This is a genomic window from Bacillus sp. FSL H8-0516, assembly GCF_038635285.1.
In the GTDB taxonomy this organism is placed as follows: Bacteria; Bacillota; Bacilli; order Bacillales; family Bacillaceae; genus Bacillus; species Bacillus safensis.
On the sequence record NZ_CP152051.1, the window covers coordinates 1,542,208 to 1,567,201 of the forward strand.

Consider the following 24,994-nt stretch of genomic DNA (forward strand, 5'->3'; position numbering starts at 1 on the left):
GGTGGCACGTAATATGAGAATTGCAGTCGATGCAATGGGGGGAGATCATGCCCCTAAAGCCATTATTGACGGTGTGCAAAAAAGCTTAACAGCATTTTCAGATATCGAGATTACACTTGTCGGCGATGAAAACAAAATCAAACCATACATAACAAACAACGATCGCATCACGATTTTAGATGCAAAAGAAGTCATCGAACCGACGGATGAACCAGTGCGTGCAGTCAGACGTAAAAAGGATTCATCTATGGTGAAAATGGCGCAGGAAGTATCCGAGGGACGAGCAGATGCCTGCATCTCAGCAGGAAATACTGGCGCCCTCATGACAGCGGGACTGTTTATCGTAGGCAGAATTGACGGTATTGACAGACCAGCCCTTGCCCCAACTTTGCCAACACTGGATGGCAGCGGCTTCTTATTACTAGATGTTGGTGCCAACGTTGATGCTAAACCAGAGCATCTCGTGCAATATGCCATGATGGGATCAATCTACGCAGAGCGTGTTTTCCCAAAGAGCAATCCACGTGTTGGACTGTTAAATGTAGGAACAGAAGATAAAAAAGGCAACGATTTAACGAAAAAAACCTTTGAATTATTAAAAGCTTCCGACTTGAATTTCGTAGGAAATGTAGAGTCCCGTGACTTATTAGAAGGTGTTGCTGACGTTGTTGTCACAGATGGTTTCACAGGTAATATTGCGCTTAAAACAATTGAAGGCACAGCCCTTTCTGTTTTTAAAATGCTGAAAGAAACCTTAACATCAAGCTTCACAGCAAAAATTGCAGCAGGCATGATGAAGCCGAAATTGATGCAGATGAAATCTAAAATGGATTACTCCGAATATGGCGGTGCCGCTTTATTTGGTTTAAAGGCACCTGTTATTAAAGCGCACGGCTCCTCTGATGAAAATGCCATTTTCCATGCAATTCGTCAGGCCCGTGATATCGTAGAAAAAGATGTTTCAGCTATCATTCATCAAGAAGTCCAAAAAGAAACGACGAAAGAGTCTTAATTGGAGGTAAAGCAGCATGACTAAAATTGCATTTTTATTCCCAGGCCAAGGCTCTCAAAAAATTGGCATGGGAAAAGATTTATTTGACCAAGAAGCAGTATCTAAAGCTGTTTTTGAAGAAGCAGACAATACCCTCGGGTTTGACTTATCTTCTATGATTTTTGAAGGGGATGCAGAAGAACTGACGCTCACCTTTAACGCGCAGCCAGCTCTTTTAACGACAAGTATCGCCATTTTAAAGAAATTTGAAGAGAGCGGAATCAAAGCAGATTATGCAGCAGGACACAGTCTTGGTGAATACACTGCCCTCGTTGCAGCAGGCGCACTTTCGTTTAAAGATGCTGTTTATGCAGTCAGAAAGCGCGGAGAATTAATGAATGAAGCTGTTCCAGCAGGAGAAGGCGCCATGGCAGCAATTCTTGGCTTAGACAAGGCGGCACTTGAAGAAGTGACAAAAGAAGTGACAGAGAGCGGTCACCTTGTAGAGCTCGCTAACTTAAACTGTCCTGGTCAAATCGTGATCTCTGGTACAGCAAAAGGAGTAGAACTTGCTTCAGAGAAAGCGAAAGAAAAAGGTGCAAAACGTGCAATTGCCCTTGAAGTGAGCGGACCTTTCCATTCTGCATTAATGAAACCAGCCGCTGAAAAATTTACAGATGTTTTGTCAAAGCTGGATATTGCGGATGCCAAAACTCCGGTCATCTCAAACGTAACAGCAGACATCGTGACTTCTCGTGATGAAATTGAGACAAAGCTCATTGAACAACTGTATTCTCCAGTTCGTTTTGAAGAAAGTGTGGAACGCCTTATTGATTTAGGCGTCACAACATTTATTGAAATTGGTCCTGGCAAAGTTCTTTCAGGTCTTGTGAAAAAAGTGAATCGCCGCCTGACGACGATTTCCGTTTCAGATCAAGAAACAATTGAAGCAGCCATTCAAACACTCAAGGGGGATTCTTGATGCTTACAAATAAAACAGCCGTTGTAACAGGAGCGTCACGCGGGATTGGCCGTTCCATCGCGATTGATTTAGCGAAAAGTGGTGCAAATGTTGTCGTGAACTATTCTGGAAACGAAGCAAAAGCAAATGAAGTCGTAGATGAAATCAAAGCACTCGGCCAGCAGGCATTTGCTGTGAAAGCTGATGTCTCAAATGCTGAAGAAGTACAAGCCATGATGAAACAAGCAATTGATACCTTTGGTTCAATTGACATTCTTGTGAATAATGCAGGGATCACAAAGGACAACCTGCTCATGAGAATGAAAGAGAATGAATGGGATGATGTCATTAACATAAACTTAAAAGGTGTCTTTAACTGTACAAAAGCCGTGACACGTCAAATGATGAAGCAAAGAAGCGGAAGAATCATCAATTTGGCTTCAGTCGTTGGTGTGTGTGGAAACCCTGGACAAGCAAACTATGTTGCAGCAAAAGCTGGTGTCATCGGATTAACGAAAACAACAGCAAAAGAGCTGGCAACCCGTCATATTACTGTTAATGCAGTAGCACCAGGCTTTATTTCAACAGATATGACAGACAAGCTTGATGAAAATGTACAGACGGAAATGCTCAAGCAAATTCCGCTCGCACGCTTTGGTGCACCTGAAGATATTAGCAACGTCGTTGTCTTTTTAGCTTCAGAAGGAGCAGGTTATATTACAGGCCAAACCATCCAAGTAGATGGCGGAATGGTCATGTCCTAAGAAATATCAAAATTTCATTAGGTTTTCTCTAGTTTTTTAAAAACAATTCAACTATAATACTTTGAGGGGAGGTGAAAGGCAATGGCAGACGTATTAGAGCGTGTATCAAAAATTATTGTAGACCGCCTTGGCGTTGATGAGGCTGACGTGAAAATGGAAGCTTCATTTAAAGAAGATTTAGGCGCTGATTCCCTTGATGTAGTTGAGCTAGTTATGGAACTTGAAGATGAGTTCGATATGGAAATTTCTGACGAAGATGCTGAAAAAATTGCAACAGTCGGTGACGCTGTGAACTACATAAATAGCCAGCAATAAGCGTAACAAAGTCCCGTCTACTTTCGACGGGACTTTGAAAATTTATGTTAGTTTCAACACATTCAGCTGATCAATTGTCAGCCTTTTTCAGATGCTGGGAGCAATGTTTCCCTGCATGTAGAAAGAGAGACTCCATATAATCAGTATCCTTAAAGGCGATTACGCCTACCTGGAGGTTGCTATGCCAAAACAATATAAAGACAAACAGAAACAGAGCAAAAAACTAGAGCAATTTAGAGAATTCCAGCAGCGCATTTCTGTACACTTTAAAAATGAAAAGCTTCTATATCAAGCCTTTACCCATTCCTCTTATGTGAATGAACACCGGAAAAAGCCATACGAGGATAATGAAAGACTTGAATTTTTAGGAGATGCTGTTTTAGAATTGACCATTTCTCAATTCTTATTTGCAAAATATCCAGCGATGAGCGAGGGAGATTTAACGAAACTAAGAGCGGCGATCGTATGTGAACCGTCACTTGTATCACTGGCACACGAGCTGTCCTTCGGTGACCTTGTTCTTTTAGGAAAAGGTGAAGAAATGACAGGCGGCAGAAAACGCCCAGCACTCTTAGCGGACGTATTCGAGGCGTTTATCGGTGCACTTTATTTAGATCAAGGGCTGGAGCCAGTTGAACGCTTCCTAGAAGCGTACGTTTATCCGAAAATTAACGATGGAGCATTCTCGCACGTCATGGACTTTAAAAGCCAGCTGCAAGAATTTGTACAGCGCGATGGAAAAGGTGTGCTTGAATACCGTATCCTGCATGAAAAAGGGCCTGCACACAACCGGGAATTTGAAGCAAATGTATCCCTTCGAGGTGAAGTGCTCGGAATTGGAAATGGACGCTCTAAAAAAGAAGCAGAACAGCACGCTGCACAGGAAGCACTTGCTAAATTGCAGAAACATCATATGAACCAATAAAATCCCCCTCGTTATTCAGGGGGATTTCACTCTGTTTTCCATCATCTTTTTTCACTTCATATGGTAAGATGATAGTACTTTAAATACATAAGGAGGATCACTCTCATGTTCCTCAAACGTTTAGACGTGATAGGATTCAAATCATTTGCACAGCGAGTGACCGTAGACTTTGTTAAAGGGGTCACAGCTGTTGTTGGACCAAACGGAAGCGGCAAAAGTAATATTACCGATGCCATCCGCTGGGTACTTGGAGAACAATCAGCGAAAAGCCTCCGCGGAGGAAAAATGGAAGATATCATTTTTGCAGGAAGTGACTCAAGAAAAAGAGTCAATCTAGCAGAGGTGACTTTAACGTTAGATAACGAAGATCACTTTTTACCGATCGATTTTCACGAAGTCAGTGTGACAAGAAGGGTCTATCGCTCAGGAGAAAGTGAATTTCTCATAAACAATCAATCTGTCCGCTTAAAGGATATTATTGATCTTTTCATGGATTCAGGTCTTGGAAAGGAAGCTTTTTCAATCATCAGCCAAGGAAAGGTAGAGGAAATTCTATCAAGCAAGGCAGAAGAGAGAAGAAGTATTTTTGAAGAAGCGGCTGGCGTTTTAAAATATAAAACAAGAAAGAAAAAAGCCGAGAATAAACTGTTTGAAACGCAGGACAACTTAAACCGAGTAGAAGATATTCTGCATGAACTAGAAGATCAAGTAGAACCATTAAGAATGCAAGCATCCATTGCAAAGGACTATTTGCAAAAAAAAGAAGAGCTTGAAAATGTCGAAATTGCCCTAACTGTCCATGACATCGAAGCACTTCATGAAAAATGGACAACACTTGGTGAAGCAGTCGAGCGCTTCAAACAAGATGAAATGAAGCAGTCTACAGATATCCAAACAAAAGAAGCCAAAATTGAAGAGTCGAGAGACCGCATTCAAGCGCTTGACGAATCAATTAATGACCTGCAAGAAGTTCTTCTTTTCACAAGTGAAGAATTAGAAAAGCTTGAAGGAAAAAAAGAAGTGCTAAAAGAACGGAAAAAAAATGCGGCCGCAAACCAAGGACAGCTTGAAGAAACGCTCGTTCGCTTAACTGAAAAGCAGGCGCTGTTAACCGAAAAGATTGAGCAGCAGAAAATCACGCGGGACAGCCTGCAAAAAGAAGTGCACCAGCTAAAAGATGAAGTGAAAACAAAGCAGCATCAACTGTCGCTTCATAGTGAAGATGTGGAAGGTCAAATTGAACAGCTGAAAAGCGATTATTTTGATCTGCTCAATGAACAGGCTTCCATCCGAAATGAACGTAAATTACTAGAAGAACAGCAGCGCCAAGCAGCGATGCAGCTAGAGCGGCTGACGCAAAATAACCAAAAACATATCGAAGAACGAGTGTCTGTCAAAGAAAAGAAAACAGAAGCTGAGCAGCAGCTTTCAGCACTGGAAGAAGACATTCTGGCTCAAGTCAAACGCTTTAGAGAAGCAGAACAAAAGCTTGAGCAAATAAAACGTCAATACGAGAAAAAAGAAACGGCTCTTTACCAAGCCTATCAATACGTTCAGCAGGCAAAATCCAAAAAAGAAATGCTTGAATCCATGCAGGAAGACTTCTCAGGCTTTTTCCAAGGAGTGAAAGAGGTCTTAAAGGCAAAAGAACGGTTAGGCGGTATTCATGGTGCCATTGCAGAGCTGGTTCAAACGGATCAGCAGTATGAGACAGCGATTGAAATTGCGCTGGGTGCAGCCACGCAGCACGTCGTTACAGAAAATGAAGCAGCTGCGAGACAAGCGATTGGATATTTAAAGCAGCACTCCTTTGGACGTGCAACCTTCCTGCCAATGAACGTGATCAAAGAAAGAACCATTCAGCTCAGAGATGTTCAAACAGCAGAGCAGCATGCTGCATTTATCGGCGTCGCGAGTCACCTCGTTTCCTTTGACGAAAAGTATCAAAAGGTGATTCAGAATTTGCTTGGAACTGTGCTGATCGTTAGAGACTTAAAAGGCGCCAATGAACTGGCGAAAATGCTTGGACATCGTTACCGCATCGTGACCCTTGATGGAGATGTCGTAAACCCCGGCGGTTCAATGACTGGTGGCGGCGTAAAGAAAAAGAACAACTCTCTTCTTTCAAGAAACCGGGAGATCGAAACGTTAACAAAGCAGCTCGTTGAAATGGAAGAGAAAACAACGATCCTTGAAAAAGAAACAAAAGAAACAAAGCAATTGATCGGAGTAAACGAAAGCCAATTAAACGAACTGCGTCAGCGCGGCGAAACGCTTCGTGAAAAGCAGCAAGATCTCAAAGGGAAGCTATACGAACTGCAAGTTGCAGAAAAAAATATCAATGCTCATCTTGAACTCTATGATCAAGAAAAAGAAGAATTGCAGCAGCGTTCTACTGAACTTGCGGATAAGGACAAAAAGCAGGTCGCTCTAGAAGCCTCTATAGGTGAGAAACTGACGGCTCTTGATCAAGAAATCAATACATTAACAAAGCGTAAGCAGACGCAAAGCTCAACGAAGGAAACCATTTCAGCTGAATTAACAGAGCTGAAAATCTCGCTTGCCAAAAAAGAGCAGTCCTTAGCGAATGAACAAGAAAAGCTTTCGAGCTTAATGGCTGAATTAGAAGAAGCGGAACAGACGCTGATGGAAACAAAAGAAGATCTGTCACTCTTAACAAATGAAATGTCATCTAGTTCAAGCGGAGCCGAACAGCTGGAAGAAGCGGCGAAAGAGAAGCTGGAAAACAAAAACAAAACAACCGCACTCATTTCAGAGCGTCGTAAGCAGCGTCTCGCTCTTTCTGAAACATTAGAATTCGCTGAACGTGAGCTTAAAGAACAAAAACGTTTGTATAAGCAGCTCACCACAAGCTTAAAAGATGAAGAGATTAAGCTTGGCCGTATGGAAGTCGAGCTCGACAACCTGATCGCTTATTTGAACGAAGAATATGCCCTTTCGTTTGAAGGAGCAAAAGAGATGTATCAGTTGACGTTATCGCCAGATGAAGCAAGAAAACGAGTGAAGCTGATCAAACTAGCGATTGAAGAGCTTGGAACAGTGAACTTAGGCAGCATTGACGAGTATGAACGTGTGAATGAACGCTATCTCTTCTTAACAGAACAGCGAAATGATCTGACAGAAGCGAAAAATACATTATTCCAAGTCATCGAAGAAATGGATCAAGAGATGACAAAGCGTTTCTCTGAGACATTCTCTCAAATCCGCGGGCATTTTGAATCTGTTTTCCAAGCATTATTTGGCGGTGGGAGAGCAGATCTTAAGCTGACAGATCCAAATGATTTACTCAACTCTGGCGTTGATATTGTCGCGCAGCCGCCAGGGAAAAAACTGCAAAACTTAAGCCTTCTTTCAGGCGGAGAGAGAGCCTTAACAGCGATCGCTTTACTATTCTCTATTTTAAAAGTGAGACCTGTTCCATTCTGCGTGTTAGATGAGGTAGAAGCGGCACTTGATGAAGCAAATGTTTTCCGTTTTGCGCAATATTTAAAGAAATACAGCCAGGAAACACAGTTCATTGTCATTACGCACCGCAAGGGAACAATGGAAGAAGCCGATGTGCTCTACGGCGTGACCATGCAGGAATCAGGTGTTTCTAAGCTTGTATCTGTCAAACTAGAAGAAACGAAAGAGCTTGTCCAGTAATTAAAGGAGGTTTTTGAACCAATGAGCTTTTTTAAGAAATTAAAAGAAAAATTTACGCAGCAAACCGATTCAGTATCAGAAAAGTTTAAAGATGGACTCGAAAAAACGAGAAACTCCTTCCAAGGAAAAGTAAATGAACTGATTTCCCGCTATCGCAAGGTCGACGAAGACTTTTTTGAAGAGCTGGAAGAGGTTCTGATTGGAGCTGATGTCGGTTTCACAACTGTGATGGAACTGATTGATGAGCTGAAAAAAGAAGTGAAATTAAGAAACATTCAAGACCCAAGCGAAGTACAAGCGGTCATTTCTGAAAAACTGGTTGATATCTACAATAGCGGAGAGGAACAAATCTCTGCGCTGAACATTGAAGACGGGCGTTTGAATATCATTTTATTTGTAGGCGTCAACGGTGTTGGGAAAACAACGACGATCGGCAAGCTTGCAAACAAGCTGAAAAATGAAGGGAAATCCGTCATTTTAGCAGCAGGTGATACGTTCCGTGCCGGTGCCATCGAGCAGCTTGAAGTGTGGGGAGAGCGTTCAGGTGTTCCTGTCGTCAAACAAACGGCTGGCTCTGATCCAGCAGCGGTGATCTATGATGCCGTTCAATCAGCAAAAGCGAAAAATGCGGATGTCCTCATCTGCGATACAGCAGGAAGACTTCAAAACAAAGTCAACTTGATGAAAGAGCTGGAGAAGGTCAAGAGAGTCATTGAGCGCGAGGTTCCAGATGCACCTCATGAAGTATTGCTCGCCCTTGATGCGACAACAGGTCAAAACGCCATGGCACAAGCCAAGGAATTCTCTAAAGCGACAAATGTCACAGGAATTGCTTTAACAAAACTTGACGGTACTGCAAAAGGCGGGATCGTTCTTGCGATTCGAAATGAGCTGAACATTCCCGTGAAGCTTGTTGGTTTAGGTGAAAAGGTGGACGATCTGCAAGAGTTTGATGCAGAATCGTATGTGTATGGATTATTCTCAGACGTAATTGATCAACAAGACTAACATAAAAATGCCGGCGAAACTGCTGGCATTTTTATTTATACGCCGCTTCATGAAGTGACAAGATAAAAACTTGACACACAGAAGAGAACCGTGTAAACTTAGTTGATGTAAAGGGAATGAACTTAACAAAGGGGAGAGAGCCCATGACGCTTGAAAAAACAACGAGAATGAATTACTTGTTTGACTTCTATCAATCGTTGTTGACCGCAAAGCAAAAGAGCTACATGTCGCTTTACTACCTAGACGATTTTTCCCTCGGTGAAATTGCGGATGAATATGAAGTATCAAGGCAGGCTGTTTATGATAATATTAAACGGACTGAAGCGATGCTTGAACAATATGAAGAAAAGCTGCTCTTGTTTAAGAAATTTAAAGAGCGTAAAGAACTTCTCAAAAAAATGAGAGAGCTTGTAGCTGATTCTGCGCAAACGGAAGAAGCAGAAGCTTTAATTGAATCGCTTGAGAAATTAGATTAGGAGGCGGCACAGTATGGCATTTGAAGGATTAGCCGACCGACTGCAGCAGACGATTTCAAAAATCCGCGGCAAAGGAAAAGTGTCAGAACAAGATGTAAAAGAAATGATGCGCGAGGTACGCCTTGCCCTTCTTGAAGCTGACGTCAATTTTAAAGTAGTCAAAGACTTTGTGAAAAAGGTAAGTGAGCGGGCAGTTGGACAAGAGGTCATGAAAAGCCTTACCCCTGGACAGCAGGTCATTAAAGTTGTAAAAGAAGAACTCACTGAATTAATGGGCGGAGAAGAGAGTAAGATCGCTGTAGCGAAAAAATCTCCGACCGTCATTATGATGGTTGGTCTTCAAGGGGCAGGTAAAACAACCACAACTGGGAAGCTTGCCAATTTACTTCGCAAAAAACATAATCGCAAGCCGATGATGGTGGCTGCTGATATTTACCGACCAGCAGCAATCCAGCAGCTTCAAACGCTCGGGAAACAGCTTGATATGCCGGTGTTTTCATTAGGTGATCAAGTCAGCCCTGTCGAAATTGCCAAACAGGCAATTGAAAAAGCGAAAGAAGAACACCATGATTATGTCATTTTAGATACAGCAGGACGTCTTCATATCGATGAAGAATTAATGGATGAACTTCAGAAAGTAAAAGAAGTAGCGAATCCAGAAGAAATTTTCCTAGTTGTTGACTCTATGACAGGTCAAGATGCTGTCAATGTCGCGAAAAGCTTTAATGAACAGCTTGGTTTAACGGGTGTCGTTCTCACAAAACTAGACGGTGATACAAGAGGCGGTGCAGCACTTTCTATTCGAGCTGTCACCAACACGCCGATTAAATTCGCTGCACTAGGAGAAAAGCTTGATGCGATTGAACCATTCCATCCGGAGCGGATGGCATCAAGAATTCTTGGCATGGGAGATGTGCTCACGCTGATTGAAAAAGCACAGGCAAACGTCGACCAAGTTAAAGCGAAAGAGCTTGAGCAAAAAATGCGGACAATGAGCTTCACGCTCGATGATTTCCTCGAGCAGCTTGGCCAAGTTCGGAATATGGGTCCTCTTGATGAACTGATCCAAATGATGCCGGGAGCCGGTAAAATGAAAGGGCTCAAAAACGTCCAAGTAGACGAAAAGCAGCTCAATCACATCGAAGCGATCATTAAATCAATGACGACTCAGGAAAAAGAACAGCCAGAGGTCATCAATGCAAGCCGAAGAAAACGGATTGCAAAAGGAAGCGGAACATCTGTACAGGAAGTCAATCGCCTTTTAAAGCAATTTGATGAAATGAAAAAGATGATGAAGCAAATGACCAACATGTCCAAAGGAAAGAAAAAGGGCTTTAAATTACCATTTATGTAATTGGTTATACATGATAAAACCGTTGTTAAGAAAAAACACTTTACAAACCCTTTTATCATTGTTAATATACTATCTTGTTGAAATATTTTCGGAGGTGCTAGTAAAATGGCAGTAAAAATTCGTTTAAAACGTATGGGAGCAAAAAAATCTCCTTTCTATCGTATTGTTGTAGCAGATTCTCGTTCACCACGTGACGGTCGTTTCATCGAAACAGTTGGAACTTACAACCCAGTGGTATCACCAGCTGAGGTGAAAATCAACGAAGAATTAGCGCTTAAATGGCTTCAAAATGGTGCGAAACCATCTGATACAGTTCGCAACCTTTTCTCAAGCCAAGGAATTCTTGAAAAATTTCATAATGCGAAAAACAGCAAATAATGAATGAGCTGTCCTTGGAAGAATTGATTGTGTCCATCGTCGAGCCACTTGTTGATTTCCCTGAAGATATTCACGTATCTTCATTAGAAAAAGATGAGCAGGTGATTTACACACTGTCTGTCAATGCTGAAGATACCGGAAAAGTGATCGGAAAGCAGGGACGTACAGCAAAAGCGATACGAACAGTCATTTTTGCAGCAAGTGCAGAGTCTTCTAAGAAAGTTCAACTTGAGATTGCTGACTAAAAAGGGAGAGGGCTTAGGACCTCCCCTTTTTTTACACGTTTAAATCTATTTTTCGTTATACTGTAGAGGACAAATGCCTTCGGATAGGGGGACAAAAAGGAAGATGCAGATCATTCAACATGTCACCGTGATGCAAGTATTAACTGAAAGCAGTAAGGACAAACTGTTAACGACTTTTTTGGAGAAAAAAGAAAGACTAGAACGTGAATGCAATCAACTATATTTTCAACTAAAAAAACATGAAAAAGAACCACATCAGCAAGAAGCCATCCCTCAATTTCAAAAAGCGATCGATAAAAGGCAAGAGAAGATCCGGCAAATTGATTTTCAAGTAGAGCAGCTGCATATTTTGCCGCTTGGAAGTGAAATGAAAGAAACAGAAGTGGATGCATTGGTTGAAGTAAAAATAGGTGATAAATGGGATGACAAGATGCAAGACAATGTCATCGTCGTGAAAGACGGCACCATTGTGGAAATACGTCAGGGGTGATTGAGAACATGGAGCTAGAATGGTTGAATGTTGGAAAGATCGTCAATACACACGGAGTGCGCGGAGAAGTACGCGTCGTGTCAAAGACGGATTTCCCAGAAGAGCGCTACAAAAAGGGAAGCGTCCTCTATATTTTTAAGCAAGGTCAAAGCGAGCCGCTGAAAGTGACTGTCGCATCACATCGCCAGCACAAACAGTTTGATTTGCTCACATTTGAAGAAATCAGCTCATTAAATGAAGCAGAGCATTTGAAAGAATCAATCTTAAAGGTAGAAAAAGAACATCTTGGGTCATTAGACGAAGGAGAATTTTATTTCCACCAAATCATTGGCTGTGAAGTATACGATGAAGAGGACAAGCTGATCGGCCAAATCAAAGAAATCCTTACGCCAGGGGCAAATGATGTGTGGGTGGTTGGAAGAAAAGGCAAAAAAGATGTCCTCATTCCATATATACCATCTGTCGTCAAAAAGATCGATATCTCATCCAAAACCGTACACATTGAAGTGATGGAAGGACTTATTGACGAATGAAAATCGATTTCTTAACCCTTTTTCCTGAAATGTTCGAAGGTGTGCTTCACTCATCGATCTTAAAAAAAGCACAGGAGAAAGAAGCTGTCTCATTTCAAGTCGTCAATTTTAGAGAGTATTCGGATCATAAGCATAAAACAGTGGATGACTATCCGTATGGCGGCGGTGCTGGTATGGTACTGAAAGCGCAGCCCGTATTTGATGCGGTAGAAGATTTAACGAAAAAAGCAAGCACGAAACCCCGAATCATTCTTGTCTGTCCTCAAGGGGAAAGATATACACAAAAGAAAGCAGAAGAACTTGCAAAAGAAGAGCATCTTATGTTCATTTGCGGCCACTATGAAGGCTACGATGAGCGCATCAGGGAGCATCTTGTCACAGATGAGATCTCAATCGGAGATTTCGTCCTCACAGGCGGAGAGCTGCCAGCGATGATGATTGCAGACAGTGTGGTCAGGCTTTTGCCTCATGTGCTTGGAAAAGAAGCGTCTCACATCGAAGATTCATTCAGTACAGGTCTGCTTGAGCACCCGCACTATACAAGGCCAGCTGATTATAAAGGACTAAAAGTGCCGGACGTGCTTCTCTCTGGAAATCATGCCAAAATTGAAGAGTGGCGGCGCAAAGAATCCTTGAAGCGAACCTATACAAGAAGACCAGATTTGATCGATTCTTGCAAAACATTAACAGATGAAGAAAAAAGATGGCTTTGGCAGCTTCATAATGACTAGATTGTATTGCACACGGCATAGAGGTATGGTATGATACTACTTGTGACTTGGACGGCTTGCTGATCCAAGTTTGAAAACGATGTTCCGCTGCAATGAAGAAAGAGGACATGAGCATCTGTTGGAAGGAGTTGAAAACGATGCAACATTTGATTGAAGAAATCACAAAAGAACAATTACGCACTGATCTTCCTGCGTTCCGTCCTGGTGACACTTTACGTGTACACGTTAAAGTTGTCGAGGGTACTCGTGAGCGTATCCAGATCTTTGAAGGTGTTGTAATTAAGCGTCGTGGTGGTGGAATCAGCGAAACTTTCACAGTTCGTAAGATCTCTTACGGTGTAGGCGTTGAGCGTACATTCCCTGTACACACACCAAAAATCGCTAAGATCGAAGTTGTACGTCACGGTAAGGTACGTCGTGCGAAACTTTACTACCTACGTGAACTTCGCGGTAAAGCGGCTCGTATCAAAGAAATCAGACGATAATGATATCAAAGGAAAGAGCTTGTTACCTGTAACAGGCTCTTTTTTTGTACAATGTATAAAGATAATGGTACAAGAAAGAAGGTGCACATATGACGATTCAATGGTTTCCAGGCCATATGGCAAAAGCAAGACGTGAAGTCACAGAAAAATTAAAGCTCATCGACATCGTATTTGAATTAACCGATGCAAGAATTCCGATGTCCTCTAGAAACCCAATGATCGAAGAAATCCTTCAAAACAAACCCAAAATCATGCTCTTAAACAAAGCAGATAAAGCAGATCCTCGTATGACAAAGGAGTGGCAGGCGCATTTTGAGCAGCAAGGCGTTCGGTCACTTGCCATTAACTCTGTCGATGGACAAGGGTTAAATCAGATCATCACGACTTCAAAAGAAATTTTAAAAGAAAAATTCGACCGCATGAAAGCAAAAGGTGTCAAACCACGTGCCATTCGAGCACTGATTATCGGGATTCCCAACGTCGGCAAATCGACCTTAATCAATCGTTTAGCAAAAAAGAACATTGCCAAAACAGGAGACCGGCCTGGTATTACGACATCACAGCAATGGGTAAAGGTAGGGAAAGAACTAGAACTGCTCGATACCCCTGGAATTCTCTGGCCGAAGTTTGAAGATGAGCAAGTAGGACTCAGACTTGCGGTGACTGGAGCGATCAAAGATTCGATCATCAATTTACAGGATGTCGCTGTGTATGCACTTCGTTTTCTAGAAGAGAACTACCCAGAGCGATTAAAAAAACGCTATGACCTAGCGGAGATACCTGAAGATACGGTTGAGCTGTTTGATGCAATTGGCACTAAGCGCGGCTGTCTAATGAGCGGGGGATTCATAAACTATGACAAAACCACCGAAATCATTATTCGGGATATTCGAACAGAAAAATTTGGTCCCCTCACTTTTGAGAAGCCTGAAAGCTAAAAGACACGCAGCTCATGCGGGTCTTTATTTTTTGCGAAAAACTGCCGATATAAAGAAGGAGGCTGCGAAAAAGCCTATGTACACGGTGAAACAAATAAAAGAACTTATAGAAAAGCATGCAGGAGACGAGTCCTACATTCGCGAGCTTGTGAAAGATGATACGAGAAAAAGTGTCCAAAAACTGATAGAAAAGTGGCACAAAGAGAGAGAAAAGCAGCAAGCACTTCGCGCGGCATGGGATGACATGCTGCAATTTGAAAACAAAGCAAAGGCGCAGGGATACACATGTATTGCTGGAATAGATGAAGCAGGAAGAGGACCGCTTGCCGGCCCAGTTGTGGCAGCAGCCGTTATATTAAAGGAAAATACCGTCCTGCTCGGTTTAAACGACTCAAAGCAATTATCTGAGAAAAAAAGATTGGCTTATTATGATTTAATTCAAAAAGAAGCACTTGATATCGGAATCGGCATTGTTGATGCGGCTACGATTGATGAAATCAATATTTACGAGGCATCAAGACTGGCGATGGTAAGAGCTGTAGAGCAGTTAACTCATACACCTGATTATCTACTCATAGATGCCATGACACTCCCGCTTTCTACTCACCAAGAGAAGATCATCAAAGGAGATGCAAAAAGTGCATCCATTGCAGCAGGTGCATGTATTGCGAAGGTGACAAGGGATCAGATGATGGAAGAGTACGGGCGTAAGTATCCTGAGTATCAATTTGAAAAACATAAAGGGTACGGAACGAAAGAGCACCTGGCTGCGATTCAAACACATGGTGCTACCCCCATCCACCGGTTATCGTTTGCGCCAGTGAAATCTGTTATATCATAAATTTTAATCTAAGGAGGCTGCCTGTGATGACAAGAGTTGAGGACATACATACAGCACTGAATAGCCGGCTGAATACGGCCGAATCGGTTCCATTAAACACCGAAGGGAAGGATAATGTTCATCGGCTGATTCTCGGTAAAGTACTAAAAATGCTTGGAGATGATACAGCCCTTGTTCAAATAGGTTCAACGAAAATAAAAGCACAGCTGGCGGCTCAGCTTAAAGCAGACGCATTTTATTGGTTCCAATTTGAACAAGAGGGTGGAGGCAGCCTCAATAAACTAAGACCCGTTCAGCAATTTGATCAAGATCCTAAGACATTAAAGGATGCAGCAGCCAAACTATTAGAAGGTCTCTCACTGAAAAATGGGCTTGAAAACATGCTGACAGCTACAGCTTTTTTAAAGGAAAAGTCCGTCATCAACGAAGGAGAGTTAAAAACGGCAGTGAAGTGGATCGAACAGCTTCAAGGAGCTGATGTGAAGAAAGGGCTCCAGTCACTTCTTTTTGCTTTAAAGAAAGATTTACCGATCCAGCAGGGGGTGCTTCAATCTATTTTAGCCGTAAAATCATCCTCTGCCCTTCATCAGGATATAACAGCGCTATTAAATCAATTAACACAGCTGCCGAAGCACACAGACGCCACACAGACCCTTATACAAGCCGTTCGGTCAGTTGTAGATGCAGAGACAGCCGTCCATGCTGAAAAGCTCTTATCGGTCCTTCTAGCAGCGAGAGAAGGAGAGGCGAAGCAAGGTGGCAGTTTACCAGTAACGACTCAGCTCAATCCGTCTCAGCAAAAAGAAAATAGCCATGCCCCAATCGTTCAAGAGCGTCAGCCGTCCCAAGTTCCTCAGACAAACGTGCAGCAGTCAACAAGTCCAAAAGAAGAGCTGCAAATCCCGCCTCAGCAAATTGAGCGGATACTGGCAAGTTTGATGAAACAAGGTGCAGATGGGCAGCAAGAACCTAACTTAAAACAGCTCACAGCATTGCTGCACGGGCTCCAGCAGGCAGGATCTCAGCCTGACGCAAAAGCAGCTGTGCTTCAAAAAGAGTTTCCCTTCCTGTCAAAAAGAGAGGCAAAAGCTTTGGCCCAGGTAGTGCAGCAGACAGAACCAACATTAAGTAATAAAACCGATGTCCTCGATTTACTTATGACGATGAAAAAGGCAATAGGTGTACGTGATGAAATTGGTATGCTGAAACTGCTTGAAAAAGGCAGCCAGGATGTCAAAAGTCAGGAGCTGCACCAATTAAAGCTTACCTTAAATGATGTGAGACAGGCTGATTTACCAGAGCCCATTAAAAAAGAAGTGGATCAATTATTTCATAGATTGAATGGGCAGTTATTTGTGCAGCAGGAGAACCAAACCGTCAGTCAAATGATGATTTCCTATCCGCTTTTCTCAAAACATAGTGTTCAAGATTTAACCTTTATTCTAAAAGGACATAAGAAAAAAGATGGCTCTATTGATATTTCTCAGTGCCGCCTCATGTTTTATTTAAACATGGAAAACCTTGAAGAAACCTTGATAGACTGTACGATTCAGCAAAAGGTCATGTCCATTACAGTCGAGACAGCCCATGAACTGCAAGGCACCATTAATCCAATGATTCCGGCTGTTCGAGAGAATTTAAATGCGCTAGGATACAGTTTAACGGGAATTACAGCAAAAAAGAGACAAGAGCCAGTAGATCCGTCTCAATTTCTAGATGAACACTTTCATAAAATCAGCGAGAAAGGGCTGGACTTACGAGTATGAAGGATTCAAAACCGCTTAGAAGAGCGGTCGCTCTGCATTACGATGAAGAAAAACAAAAGGCGCCAAAAGTCGTTGCAACAGGCAGCGGCTATGTGGCAGATCATATTATTGAAGAAGCAAAAAAGTCGGGAGTCCCAATCCAGGAAGACCGTAATTTAGTCGAACTCATGCGCCACTTAACATTAGATGAGGAGATCCCTGAAGCGTTATACGATACTGTAGCAGAAATTTTTTCGTTTATCTACAGGTTAGATCAAAAAATGAAAAAATAAGGTAAAATAAGTGATTTGGCTGAAAAATTTATATTTTTAATAAAATAAAAGTTTGAATGTTTAGAAGGATTTTACGATTTTACATAGAACCCTAGACATTCTCTTTTTTATTCTTTAAAATGAAAGCGCAGTCTATTTTATAATTTTTGTTTCTACATATGTTGGGAGGATGGGAAATGAATATCCATGAGTACCAAGGAAAAGAAATCCTAAGAAAATATGGGGTTTCAGTTCCAAATGGTAAAGTAGCATTTACACCTGATGAAGCAGTGAAAGCATCAGAAGAGCTAGGGAGCTCTGTATATGTCGTAAAAGCACAGATTCATGCAGGCGGCCGTGGTAAAGCAGGCGGGGTAAAAATTGCAAAAACGAAAGATGAAGTGAAAGGGTTTGCAGAGGAATTGCTCGGCAAGACACTTGTCACACATCAAACAGGGCCTGAAGGGCGCGAAATAAAACGCTTACTTATTGAAGAAGGCTGCGATATTCAAAAGGAATACTATGTTGGACTAGTTTTGGACAGAGCGACATCAAGAATTGTATTGATGGCATCTGAAGAAGGCGGTACTGAAATTGAAGAAGTAGCAGAAAAAACGCCAGAAAAAATCGTCAAAGTGGTCATCGATCCAGCGATTGGTCTGCAAGGCTATCAGGCGAGAGAAGTGGCATTTAAAATTAATATTCCAACAAAATTAGTTGGCCAAGCTGTTAAGTTTATGACAAGCCTTTACAATGCGTTTATTGAAAAAGATTGTTCAATTGCTGAGATTAATCCACTTGTTGTAACAGGCGATGGAAAAGTCATGGCACTTGATGCAAAATTAAACTTTGATAGCAATGCCTTATATAGACAAAAAGATATATTAGAATACCGTGACCTTGATGAAGAGGATCCAAAAGAAATTGAAGCATCTAAATATGACTTAAGCTACATTTCTCTAGATGGAAATATTGGCTGTATGGTCAATGGAGCAGGTCTTGCGATGTCTACAATGGATATCATCAAGCATTACGGCGGGGACCCTGCAAACTTCCTAGATGTTGGCGGCGGTGCAACAGCTCAAAAAGTAACGGAAGCATTTAAAATCATCTTATCTGATCAAAATGTTAAAGGGATTTTCGTGAACATTTTTGGCGGCATCATGAAATGTGATGTGATTGCAGAAGGTGTTGTTGAAGCGACGAAACAAGTCGGCTTAACATTACCACTCGTTGTACGTCTTGAAGGAACAAACGTTGAATTAGGGAAGAAAATCCTGAGTGATTCAGGCTTAAATATCACTTCTGCTGAGTCTATGGCTGACGGGGCAGAAAAGATTGTATCTTTAGTCAAGTAGAGCAGAAAGGCAGGGAACCTAAATGAGTGTATTTATTAATAAAAATACGAGAGTAATTGTTCAGGGGATTACCGGTTCAACCGCATTGTTCCATACAAAACAAATGATTGAGTACGGGACAAATATTGTTGGCGGTGTCACACCTGGAAAAGGTGGAACTGAAGTAGAAGGAGTTCCTGTATTTAATACTGTATCTGAAGCAGTGCAGACTACTGGAGCGAACGCTTCTGTTATCTATGTACCAGCACCATTTGCGGCAGATGCCATTTTAGAGGCTGTTGACGCAGAAGTTGATCTCGTCATTTGTATCACAGAACATATTCCAGTGCTTGACATGGTCAAAGTGAAACGGTATATGGAAGGGAAAAAGACAAGACTAGTTGGACCAAACTGCCCAGGTGTCATCACACCTGAAGAATGTAAAATTGGTATCATGCCTGGCTACATTCATAAAAAAGGTCATGTGGGTGTTGTTTCTCGTTCTGGAACGCTTACATATGAAGCGGTACATCAGCTTTCAGAAGCTGGCGTTGGTCAATCGACAGCTGTAGGAATCGGGGGGGACCCGGTAAATGGGACAAACTTTATTGATGTGTTAAAAGCATTCAATGAAGACCCTGAAACACATGCTGTGATTATGATCGGTGAAATCGGCGGTACGGCTGAAGAAGAAGCAGCTGAATGGGTAAAAGCAAATATGACTAAACCAGTCGTTGGCTTTATTGGCGGTAAAACGGCGCCTCCAGGAAAACGTATGGGACATGCTGGTGCCATTATTTCTGGTGGTAAAGGAACAGCTGATGAAAAGGTAAAAACAATGCGTGAATGTGGAATTGAAGTGGCAGAAACACCATCTGTCATGGGAGAAACATTGATTAAAGTATTAAAAGAGAAAAATCTCTTCGAAGCTTGTAAAACGCATTAATGACACAAGAAGACTTGTTCTTTGACAAGTCTTCTTCTTTCTATCTTAAACTGGAGGAATGGTATGTACAACGTGTCCGAAAGAATGATTTTTCACCGCTTAAAAGGCCTCATCTCACCCTCATTATTAACAAAATGGTGGAAAGTCGATCCTGAGCTATATATAAATGAAGAAACACATCATTTTAAACAGGATCGAGCATTACAAACGATCGACTTTACCCGCTTAAAACAAGCTGAAGAAAATGAATTCCCCATTTTTCAACATATCGTTCAAGCCTATTTAACGCAAAACATTCACATGATTCCCATTACATCACCCTTATATCCCAGCACACTAAAAAATATTTATGATCCTCCCCCTGTGTTATTCCTAAAAGGAAACGTATCATATTTAAATGAAGAAAAAAGTTTAGGTGTAGTCGGCACAAGAATTCCCTCATCTTATGGAGAAGCATGTGTGAAGAAAATTGTTGGTGAGCTTGTCAAGGAAGATTGGATGATTGTCAGTGGTTTAGCTAAAGGAATCGATGGACTTGCACATAAAGAGTGCATCAGGAAAAAAGGAAAAACGATCGGCATTATAGCAGGCGGTTTTCAGCATGTATACCCAAAAGAGCATGTGCAAATGGCTCAATACATGGGCGAGCATCATTTGCTTTTGTCAGAGCATCCGCCTTATGTCAAACCAGAAAAGTGGCATTTTCCAATGAGAAATCGTTTAATTAGTGCATTGACGAAAGGAACCATCGTGATTCAGTGCAAAGAAAAGAGCGGTTCTCTTATTACAGCCTATCAAGCGCTTGAGCAAGGCAAAGAAGTATTTGCGGTTGCGGGATCCATCTTTGATCCTAATTCCACAGGTCCGGCAAGACTCATTCAGCAGGGGGCAAAGCTTGTTCATTCCACAAAGGATATTTTAGAGGAATTCTCCTTCCGCAGCGTTCAATATACTGAACTCTCATAAAAATATCGTTTGACAAAAGACATCGGAATATTTAATAATAGTGAGGATTTAAGTTTACACTTTGTTTTTCGTGTTTATAATGATGTTCATCATAAAGAATTTTTAATGATTGCCTGTTAGATAGGTGCAATTAACATAAATATGAATTGTGAAATGTATAAAGAGAGAACACCTCTTAAGGGGGATTTTGAGTATGGCTGATTATTTAGTCATCGTTGAGTCGCCAGCAAAGGCGAAAACGATTGAACGTTATTTAGGAAAAAAGTATAAAGTAAAAGCTTCAATGGGACACGTAAGGGATTTACCGAAAAGTCAGCTCGGTGTTGACACTGAGCATGACTTCGAACCGAGGTATATTACGATTCGCGGAAAAGGCCCAGTTTTAAAAGAATTAAAAACAGCGGCGAAAAAAGCAAAAAAAGTATATCTCGCAGCTGACCCCGATAGAGAGGGAGAAGCGATTGCTTGGCATTTAGCACACAGCCTTGACCTTGACCTCTCTTCTGACTGCCGCGTTGTTTTTAACGAGATTACAAAGGATGCGATTAAAGATTCCTTTAAGCATCCACGTATGATCAATATGGACCTAGTTGATGCGCAGCAGGCAAGACGGATCTTAGATCGTCTCGTTGGGTATAAAATCAGTCCGATTTTATGGAAGAAAGTGAAAAAGGGCTTAAGTGCCGGACGTGTTCAATCAGTTGCACTCCGCCTGATTATTGATCGCGAGAATGAAATTAATGAATTTAAACCAGAAGAATACTGGACAATTGACGGTACATTCCTAAAAGGAAAAGAAAGCTTCGAAGCGAGTTTCTTTGGCCTCAATGGCAAAAAACATCCATTGAAAACAAAAGAAGATGTAAAAGAAATCCTTTCGAAATTAAAGGGAAGCAAATTCTCTGTAGAGAAAGTAACGAAAAAAGAGCGTAAACGTAATCCAGCTGTTCCGTTTACGACCTCTACTTTACAGCAGGAGGCTGCAAGAAAATTAAACTTCCGTGCGAAAAAGACAATGATGATTGCACAGCAATTATATGAAGGAATTGATCTTGGTAAAGAAGGTACAGTCGGTCTCATTACATATATGAGAACGGACTCAACACGTATTTCCAATACAGCGATTGAAGAAGTATCTGCCTTCATTGATCAGACGTACGGCAAGAATTTCTTAAACACAACAAAACGAACAGCTAAAAAGAATGAAAATGCACAAGATGCTCACGAAGCCATCCGCCCGACTTCGACGTTAAGAAAACCGGCAGATGTCAAGCACGTGCTAAGCCGTGATCAGCTTCGTCTGTACAAATTGATTTGGGAACGATTCGTGGCAAGCCAAATGGCGCCGGCTGTTCTTGATACAATGAGTGTGGACCTTGATCATAACGGTCTTACTTTCCGTGCGAATGGCAGTAAAGTAAAATTCCCTGGGTTTATGAAGGTTTATGTGGAAGGAAAGGACGACCAGCTAGAGGAAAAGGACAAAATGCTTCCTGATCTGAAAGAAGGGGACACAGTTCTTTCAAAAGATATCGAACCTGAACAGCACTTCACACAGCCGCCTCCGCGTTACACTGAGGCAAGATTGGTCAAAACACTTGAAGAGCTCGGTATAGGCCGTCCATCTACGTATGCACCAACATTAGATACAATTCAAAAGCGCGGCTATGTCGCACTTGATAATAAACGATTTACTCCGACAGAGCTTGGAGAGATTGTACTCAACTTAATCATTGAATTCTTCCCTGAAATCATTAACGTTGAATTTACAGCGAAAATGGAAAAGGAACTTGATAGTGTTGAAGAAGGTACGATCGAATGGGTTCGTATTATCGACAGCTTCTATCAAGACTTTGCAAAACGGGTAGAAAAAGCTGAAGCAGAGATGCAAGAAGTTGAGATTGAGCCGGAATACGCAGGTGTTGATTGTGAAGAGTGCGGACATCCGATGGTGTACAAAATGGGTAGATACGGCAAGTTCATGGCGTGCTCTAACTTTCCTGACTGCCGCAATACAAAACCAATTGTCAAAGATATCGGGGTCAAATGCCCGTCATGTCATGAAGGAAACATTGTTGAACGAAAATCGAAAAAACGCCGCATTTTTTACGGCTGTGATCGTTTTCCAGAGTGTGAATTCGTCTCTTGGGACAAACCAATTGAAAGAAAGTGTCCAAAATGCGAAAATATGCTTGTAGAGAAAAAGCTGAAAAAAGGCGTTCAAGTTCAATGTGTCAACTGTGATTATAAAGAGGAACAACAAAAATAGCGGTGAGCAGCCTTGTTCACCTGCTTTTTTATGTCATCAAACAGACCTTACGAAATAGGAGAGTTGTACAATGAGTCAATTTGTAAATGTGATCGGAGCCGGTTTAGCTGGAAGTGAAGCTGCATGGCAAATCGCTAAACGAGGGATTAAAGTCAATTTATATGAAATGAGACCTGTGAAACAAACGCCGGCTCACCACACAGATAAATTTGCGGAGCTTGTATGCAGCAACTCACTGCGTGCGAATGCTTTGACGAATGCAGTAGGTGTATTAAAGGAAGAAATGCGTCATTTAGATTCAGCTATTATCGCAGCAGCAGATGAAAGCTCAGTTCCTGCTGGCGGTGCGCTTGCAGTAGACCGTCATGAATTTGCAGCAAACGTGACTGACCGCGTGAAAAATCATCCGAATGTTACTGTCTTTCAAGAAGAGGTGCAGAGCATTCCAGAAGGTCCGACAATTATCGCGACTGGCCCGCTGACAACAGAAGCACTTTCAAAAGAATTAAAATCGTTAACAGGAGAAGAATATCTCTATTTCTACGATGCAGCGGCGCCTATTCTAGAGAAAGACAGCATTGATATGGATAAGGTGTACTTGAAATCACGCTATGACAAAGGAGAAGCCGCTTATTTAAACTGTCCAATGACAGAAGAAGAATTCGATCGTTTTTATGAGGCACTCATTTCTGCTGAAACTGTGCCATTAAAAGAATTTGAAAAAGAAATCTTCTTTGAAGGCTGTATGCCAATTGAAGTCATGGCGAAAAGAGGAAAGAAAACGATGCTGTTTGGTCCGATGAAGCCAGTAGGACTGGAAGATCCGAAAACAGGAAAAAGACCTTACGCTGTTGTTCAATTAAGACAGGATGATGCAGCAGGTACTTTATATAACATCGTTGGCTTCCAGACACATCTGAAGTGGGGCGATCAAAAGGAAGTATTCCGTTTGATTCCAGGCCTTGAAGAAGCAGAAATTGTTCGTTACGGCGTGATGCACCGTAATACATTTATTAACTCGCCAAGTCTTTTAAGACCGACTTATCAGTTTAAAAATAGAGATGACCTATTCTTTGCCGGACAAATGACAGGCGTTGAAGGGTATGTTGAGTCCGCAGCGTCCGGACTTGTGGCTGGAATTAACGCCGCTCGTTTTGTCAAAGGAGAAGAGCTTGTGACACTTCCTGAGGAGACGGCGATTGGCAGTATGGCTCACTACATCACATCGACAAACAAGAAAAGCTTCCAGCCGATGAATGCGAACTTTGGTTTGCTGAAAGATCTAGGAGTTCGAATTAAAAACAAACAAGAACGTTATGCAGAGTACGCTAAGCGCGCAATCGAAACTATTCAAACTATTTCGAAATCTCTGTAGTAAAACATTGCACGGAAAGCAAGATATGTGATACCATTTAAAAGCCTTAAAGAGGTGTAAAAATGACGAATAAACAGCGTCTTGTCCACTTATTCATTGAATATCTGCAAATTGAAAAAAACTATTCAGCTTTAACGATCTCAGGATATACAGAAGCCATTGAAGAGTTTGTCAGATTTATGAACATTCAAGGAATAGACGGTTTTGAAGAGGTATCCTATCAAGATACGAGAATTTATTTAACAGAAGCTTATGAAAAAGGCCTGACAAGAAGAACGATTAGTAAGAAAGTCTCTGCGCTTCGCAGCTTTTATAAATTTTTATTAAGAGAACAGCTTGTGAAAGAAAATCCTTTTTTACTCGTTAGCTTACCAAAGCAGGATAAGCGGATTCCTTCATTTTTGTATGAAGAGGAACTAAAAGAGCTTTTTACAGTTTCTGATGTCAGCACACCGCTTGGGCAAAGAAATCAAGCCATTTTAGAACTTCTTTATGCAACAGGTATGAGGGTCAGTGAGTTATGTTCATTAAAAGAATCTGATCTTGATTTATCGATGGATACAGTGCTTGTTCATGGGAAAGGCAGCAAGCAGCGGTATGTTCCTTTCGGGTCATATGCTCATGAAGCGCTCATTACTTATTTAGAGGATGGAAGGCAGAAGCTGAAATCTAAAGGGAAAGACCGCGCTGATACTCATGTGTTTTTGAATCAGCGCGGGACGCCTCTTACAGACCGAGGTGTACGATTCATTCTCACTGAATTAATGAAAAAGGCGTCAGGTACATTACATATCCATCCTCACATGTTAAGGCACACCTTTGCCACGCATCTCTTAAACGAGGGGGCGGATTTGAGAAGTGTTCAAGAACTTCTCGGTCATTCAAATTTATCATCTACACAGGTGTACACGCATGTATCAAAAGATTCTTTAAGAAACACGTACATGTCTCATCACCCAAGGGCTTTTAAACGATCCTAAAAG

The 24,994-nt window shown here is 41.7% G+C and carries 25 protein-coding genes; all 25 read left to right on the top strand.

Features of this window, described 5'->3' with window-relative positions; translation table 11 throughout:
• Nucleotides 1-13: 13 nt before the first annotated feature.
• The 25 genes from plsX (at nucleotide 14) to xerC (ending at nucleotide 24,991) form a co-directional block, all read left to right on the top strand.
• Nucleotides 14-1,012 carry a phosphate acyltransferase PlsX gene (gene plsX, locus MHB67_RS07630; RefSeq protein WP_024426965.1) on the top strand — a complete coding sequence of 333 codons (999 nt, stop codon included), beginning with the start codon at nucleotides 14-16 and terminating at the stop codon, nucleotides 1,010-1,012.
• Between the two features lie 16 nt (nucleotides 1,013-1,028).
• Nucleotides 1,029-1,973, top strand: coding sequence for an ACP S-malonyltransferase (gene fabD / locus MHB67_RS07635; protein WP_024424197.1), 945 nt, complete (start codon nucleotides 1,029-1,031; stop codon nucleotides 1,971-1,973).
• Entirely contained in the window at nucleotides 1,973-2,716 is a 744-nt protein-coding gene (gene fabG / locus MHB67_RS07640) for a 3-oxoacyl-[acyl-carrier-protein] reductase (protein WP_024424196.1), read from the top strand. The genes fabD and fabG overlap by 1 nt, the downstream gene beginning before the upstream one ends.
• Nucleotides 2,717-2,797: 81 nt before the next feature.
• Nucleotides 2,798-3,031: an acyl carrier protein gene (gene acpP, locus MHB67_RS07645; RefSeq protein ID WP_003212028.1), complete on the top strand. Its 234-nt coding sequence runs from the start codon at nucleotides 2,798-2,800 to the stop codon at nucleotides 3,029-3,031.
• Nucleotides 3,032-3,212: 181 nt separating this feature from the next.
• Entirely contained in the window at nucleotides 3,213-3,956 is a 744-nt protein-coding gene (gene rnc, locus MHB67_RS07650; protein ID WP_008344850.1) for a ribonuclease III, read from the top strand.
• 105 nt (nucleotides 3,957-4,061) lie between these two features.
• Entirely contained in the window at nucleotides 4,062-7,622 is a 3,561-nt protein-coding gene (smc, locus tag MHB67_RS07655; protein ID WP_212048391.1) for a chromosome segregation protein SMC, read from the top strand.
• A 21-nt stretch (nucleotides 7,623-7,643) separates the two neighbouring features.
• The gene (ftsY, locus tag MHB67_RS07660) at nucleotides 7,644-8,630 is read left to right on the top strand and encodes a signal recognition particle-docking protein FtsY (protein WP_024424194.1); all 987 of its coding nucleotides are present in this window, start codon (nucleotides 7,644-7,646) and stop codon (nucleotides 8,628-8,630) included.
• 143 nt (nucleotides 8,631-8,773) lie between these two features.
• Nucleotides 8,774-9,106 (top strand): putative DNA-binding protein, encoded by a 333-nt coding sequence (locus tag MHB67_RS07665; protein WP_012009935.1) that lies wholly within the window; start codon nucleotides 8,774-8,776, stop codon nucleotides 9,104-9,106.
• A gap of 13 nt (nucleotides 9,107-9,119) precedes the next feature.
• Nucleotides 9,120-10,460, top strand: coding sequence for a signal recognition particle protein (ffh, locus tag MHB67_RS07670; RefSeq protein WP_281237171.1), 1,341 nt, complete (start codon nucleotides 9,120-9,122; stop codon nucleotides 10,458-10,460).
• Between the two features lie 105 nt (nucleotides 10,461-10,565).
• Nucleotides 10,566-10,838 (top strand): 30S ribosomal protein S16, encoded by a 273-nt coding sequence (gene rpsP / locus MHB67_RS07675; RefSeq protein ID WP_008344841.1) that lies wholly within the window; start codon nucleotides 10,566-10,568, stop codon nucleotides 10,836-10,838.
• Nucleotides 10,838-11,083, top strand: coding sequence for a KH domain-containing protein (locus tag MHB67_RS07680; protein ID WP_024424192.1), 246 nt, complete (start codon nucleotides 10,838-10,840; stop codon nucleotides 11,081-11,083). The genes rpsP and MHB67_RS07680 overlap by 1 nt, the downstream gene beginning before the upstream one ends.
• A 103-nt stretch (nucleotides 11,084-11,186) precedes the next feature.
• Nucleotides 11,187-11,573, top strand: a complete 387-nt coding sequence (locus MHB67_RS07685) for a YlqD family protein (RefSeq protein ID WP_024424191.1) — start codon at nucleotides 11,187-11,189, stop codon at nucleotides 11,571-11,573.
• An 8-nt stretch (nucleotides 11,574-11,581) separates the two neighbouring features.
• Nucleotides 11,582-12,106 (top strand): ribosome maturation factor RimM, encoded by a 525-nt coding sequence (gene rimM, locus MHB67_RS07690; RefSeq protein ID WP_268416259.1) that lies wholly within the window; start codon nucleotides 11,582-11,584, stop codon nucleotides 12,104-12,106.
• Nucleotides 12,103-12,837, top strand: a complete 735-nt coding sequence (trmD, locus tag MHB67_RS07695; protein ID WP_024424189.1) for a tRNA (guanosine(37)-N1)-methyltransferase TrmD — start codon at nucleotides 12,103-12,105, stop codon at nucleotides 12,835-12,837. The genes rimM and trmD overlap by 4 nt, the downstream gene beginning before the upstream one ends.
• Nucleotides 12,838-12,974: 137 nt before the next feature.
• On the top strand, nucleotides 12,975-13,322 hold the full coding sequence (gene rplS, locus MHB67_RS07700) for a 50S ribosomal protein L19 (RefSeq protein WP_008354510.1): 348 nt from the start codon (nucleotides 12,975-12,977) through the stop codon (nucleotides 13,320-13,322).
• Nucleotides 13,323-13,411: 89 nt separating this feature from the next.
• Complete coding sequence (gene ylqF, locus MHB67_RS07705; protein WP_024424188.1) at nucleotides 13,412-14,260, top strand: ribosome biogenesis GTPase YlqF; 849 nt, start codon at nucleotides 13,412-13,414, stop codon at nucleotides 14,258-14,260.
• Nucleotides 14,261-14,336: 76 nt separating this feature from the next.
• Nucleotides 14,337-15,101 carry a ribonuclease HII gene (locus tag MHB67_RS07710; protein WP_024426970.1) on the top strand — a complete coding sequence of 255 codons (765 nt, stop codon included), beginning with the start codon at nucleotides 14,337-14,339 and terminating at the stop codon, nucleotides 15,099-15,101.
• Nucleotides 15,102-15,127: 26 nt separating this feature from the next.
• A complete protein-coding gene (locus tag MHB67_RS07715) occupies nucleotides 15,128-16,867 on the top strand; it encodes a glycosyltransferase (protein WP_172881050.1) in 1,740 nt (579 codons plus the stop codon).
• Nucleotides 16,864-17,139, top strand: coding sequence for a FlhB-like flagellar biosynthesis protein (locus tag MHB67_RS07720; RefSeq protein ID WP_003211418.1), 276 nt, complete (start codon nucleotides 16,864-16,866; stop codon nucleotides 17,137-17,139). Before MHB67_RS07715 ends, MHB67_RS07720 begins: the two co-directional genes overlap by 4 nt.
• A gap of 176 nt (nucleotides 17,140-17,315) precedes the next feature.
• The gene (sucC, locus tag MHB67_RS07725) at nucleotides 17,316-18,476 is read left to right on the top strand and encodes an ADP-forming succinate--CoA ligase subunit beta (RefSeq protein ID WP_151863078.1); all 1,161 of its coding nucleotides are present in this window, start codon (nucleotides 17,316-17,318) and stop codon (nucleotides 18,474-18,476) included.
• A 22-nt stretch (nucleotides 18,477-18,498) separates the two neighbouring features.
• Nucleotides 18,499-19,401, top strand: coding sequence for a succinate--CoA ligase subunit alpha (gene sucD / locus MHB67_RS07730; protein ID WP_007499624.1), 903 nt, complete (start codon nucleotides 18,499-18,501; stop codon nucleotides 19,399-19,401).
• A gap of 63 nt (nucleotides 19,402-19,464) precedes the next feature.
• Nucleotides 19,465-20,367: a DNA-processing protein DprA gene (gene dprA, locus MHB67_RS07735; RefSeq protein WP_103132421.1), complete on the top strand. Its 903-nt coding sequence runs from the start codon at nucleotides 19,465-19,467 to the stop codon at nucleotides 20,365-20,367.
• Nucleotides 20,368-20,560: 193 nt separating this feature from the next.
• Nucleotides 20,561-22,636 carry a type I DNA topoisomerase gene (gene topA, locus MHB67_RS07740; RefSeq protein ID WP_024424184.1) on the top strand — a complete coding sequence of 692 codons (2,076 nt, stop codon included), beginning with the start codon at nucleotides 20,561-20,563 and terminating at the stop codon, nucleotides 22,634-22,636.
• Nucleotides 22,637-22,706: 70 nt separating this feature from the next.
• Nucleotides 22,707-24,011, top strand: a complete 1,305-nt coding sequence (gene trmFO / locus MHB67_RS07745; protein ID WP_213404798.1) for an FADH(2)-oxidizing methylenetetrahydrofolate--tRNA-(uracil(54)-C(5))-methyltransferase TrmFO — start codon at nucleotides 22,707-22,709, stop codon at nucleotides 24,009-24,011.
• 62 nt (nucleotides 24,012-24,073) lie between these two features.
• Nucleotides 24,074-24,991 (top strand): tyrosine recombinase XerC, encoded by a 918-nt coding sequence (gene xerC / locus MHB67_RS07750; RefSeq protein ID WP_024424182.1) that lies wholly within the window; start codon nucleotides 24,074-24,076, stop codon nucleotides 24,989-24,991.
• Nucleotides 24,992-24,994: the final 3 nt, after the last annotated feature.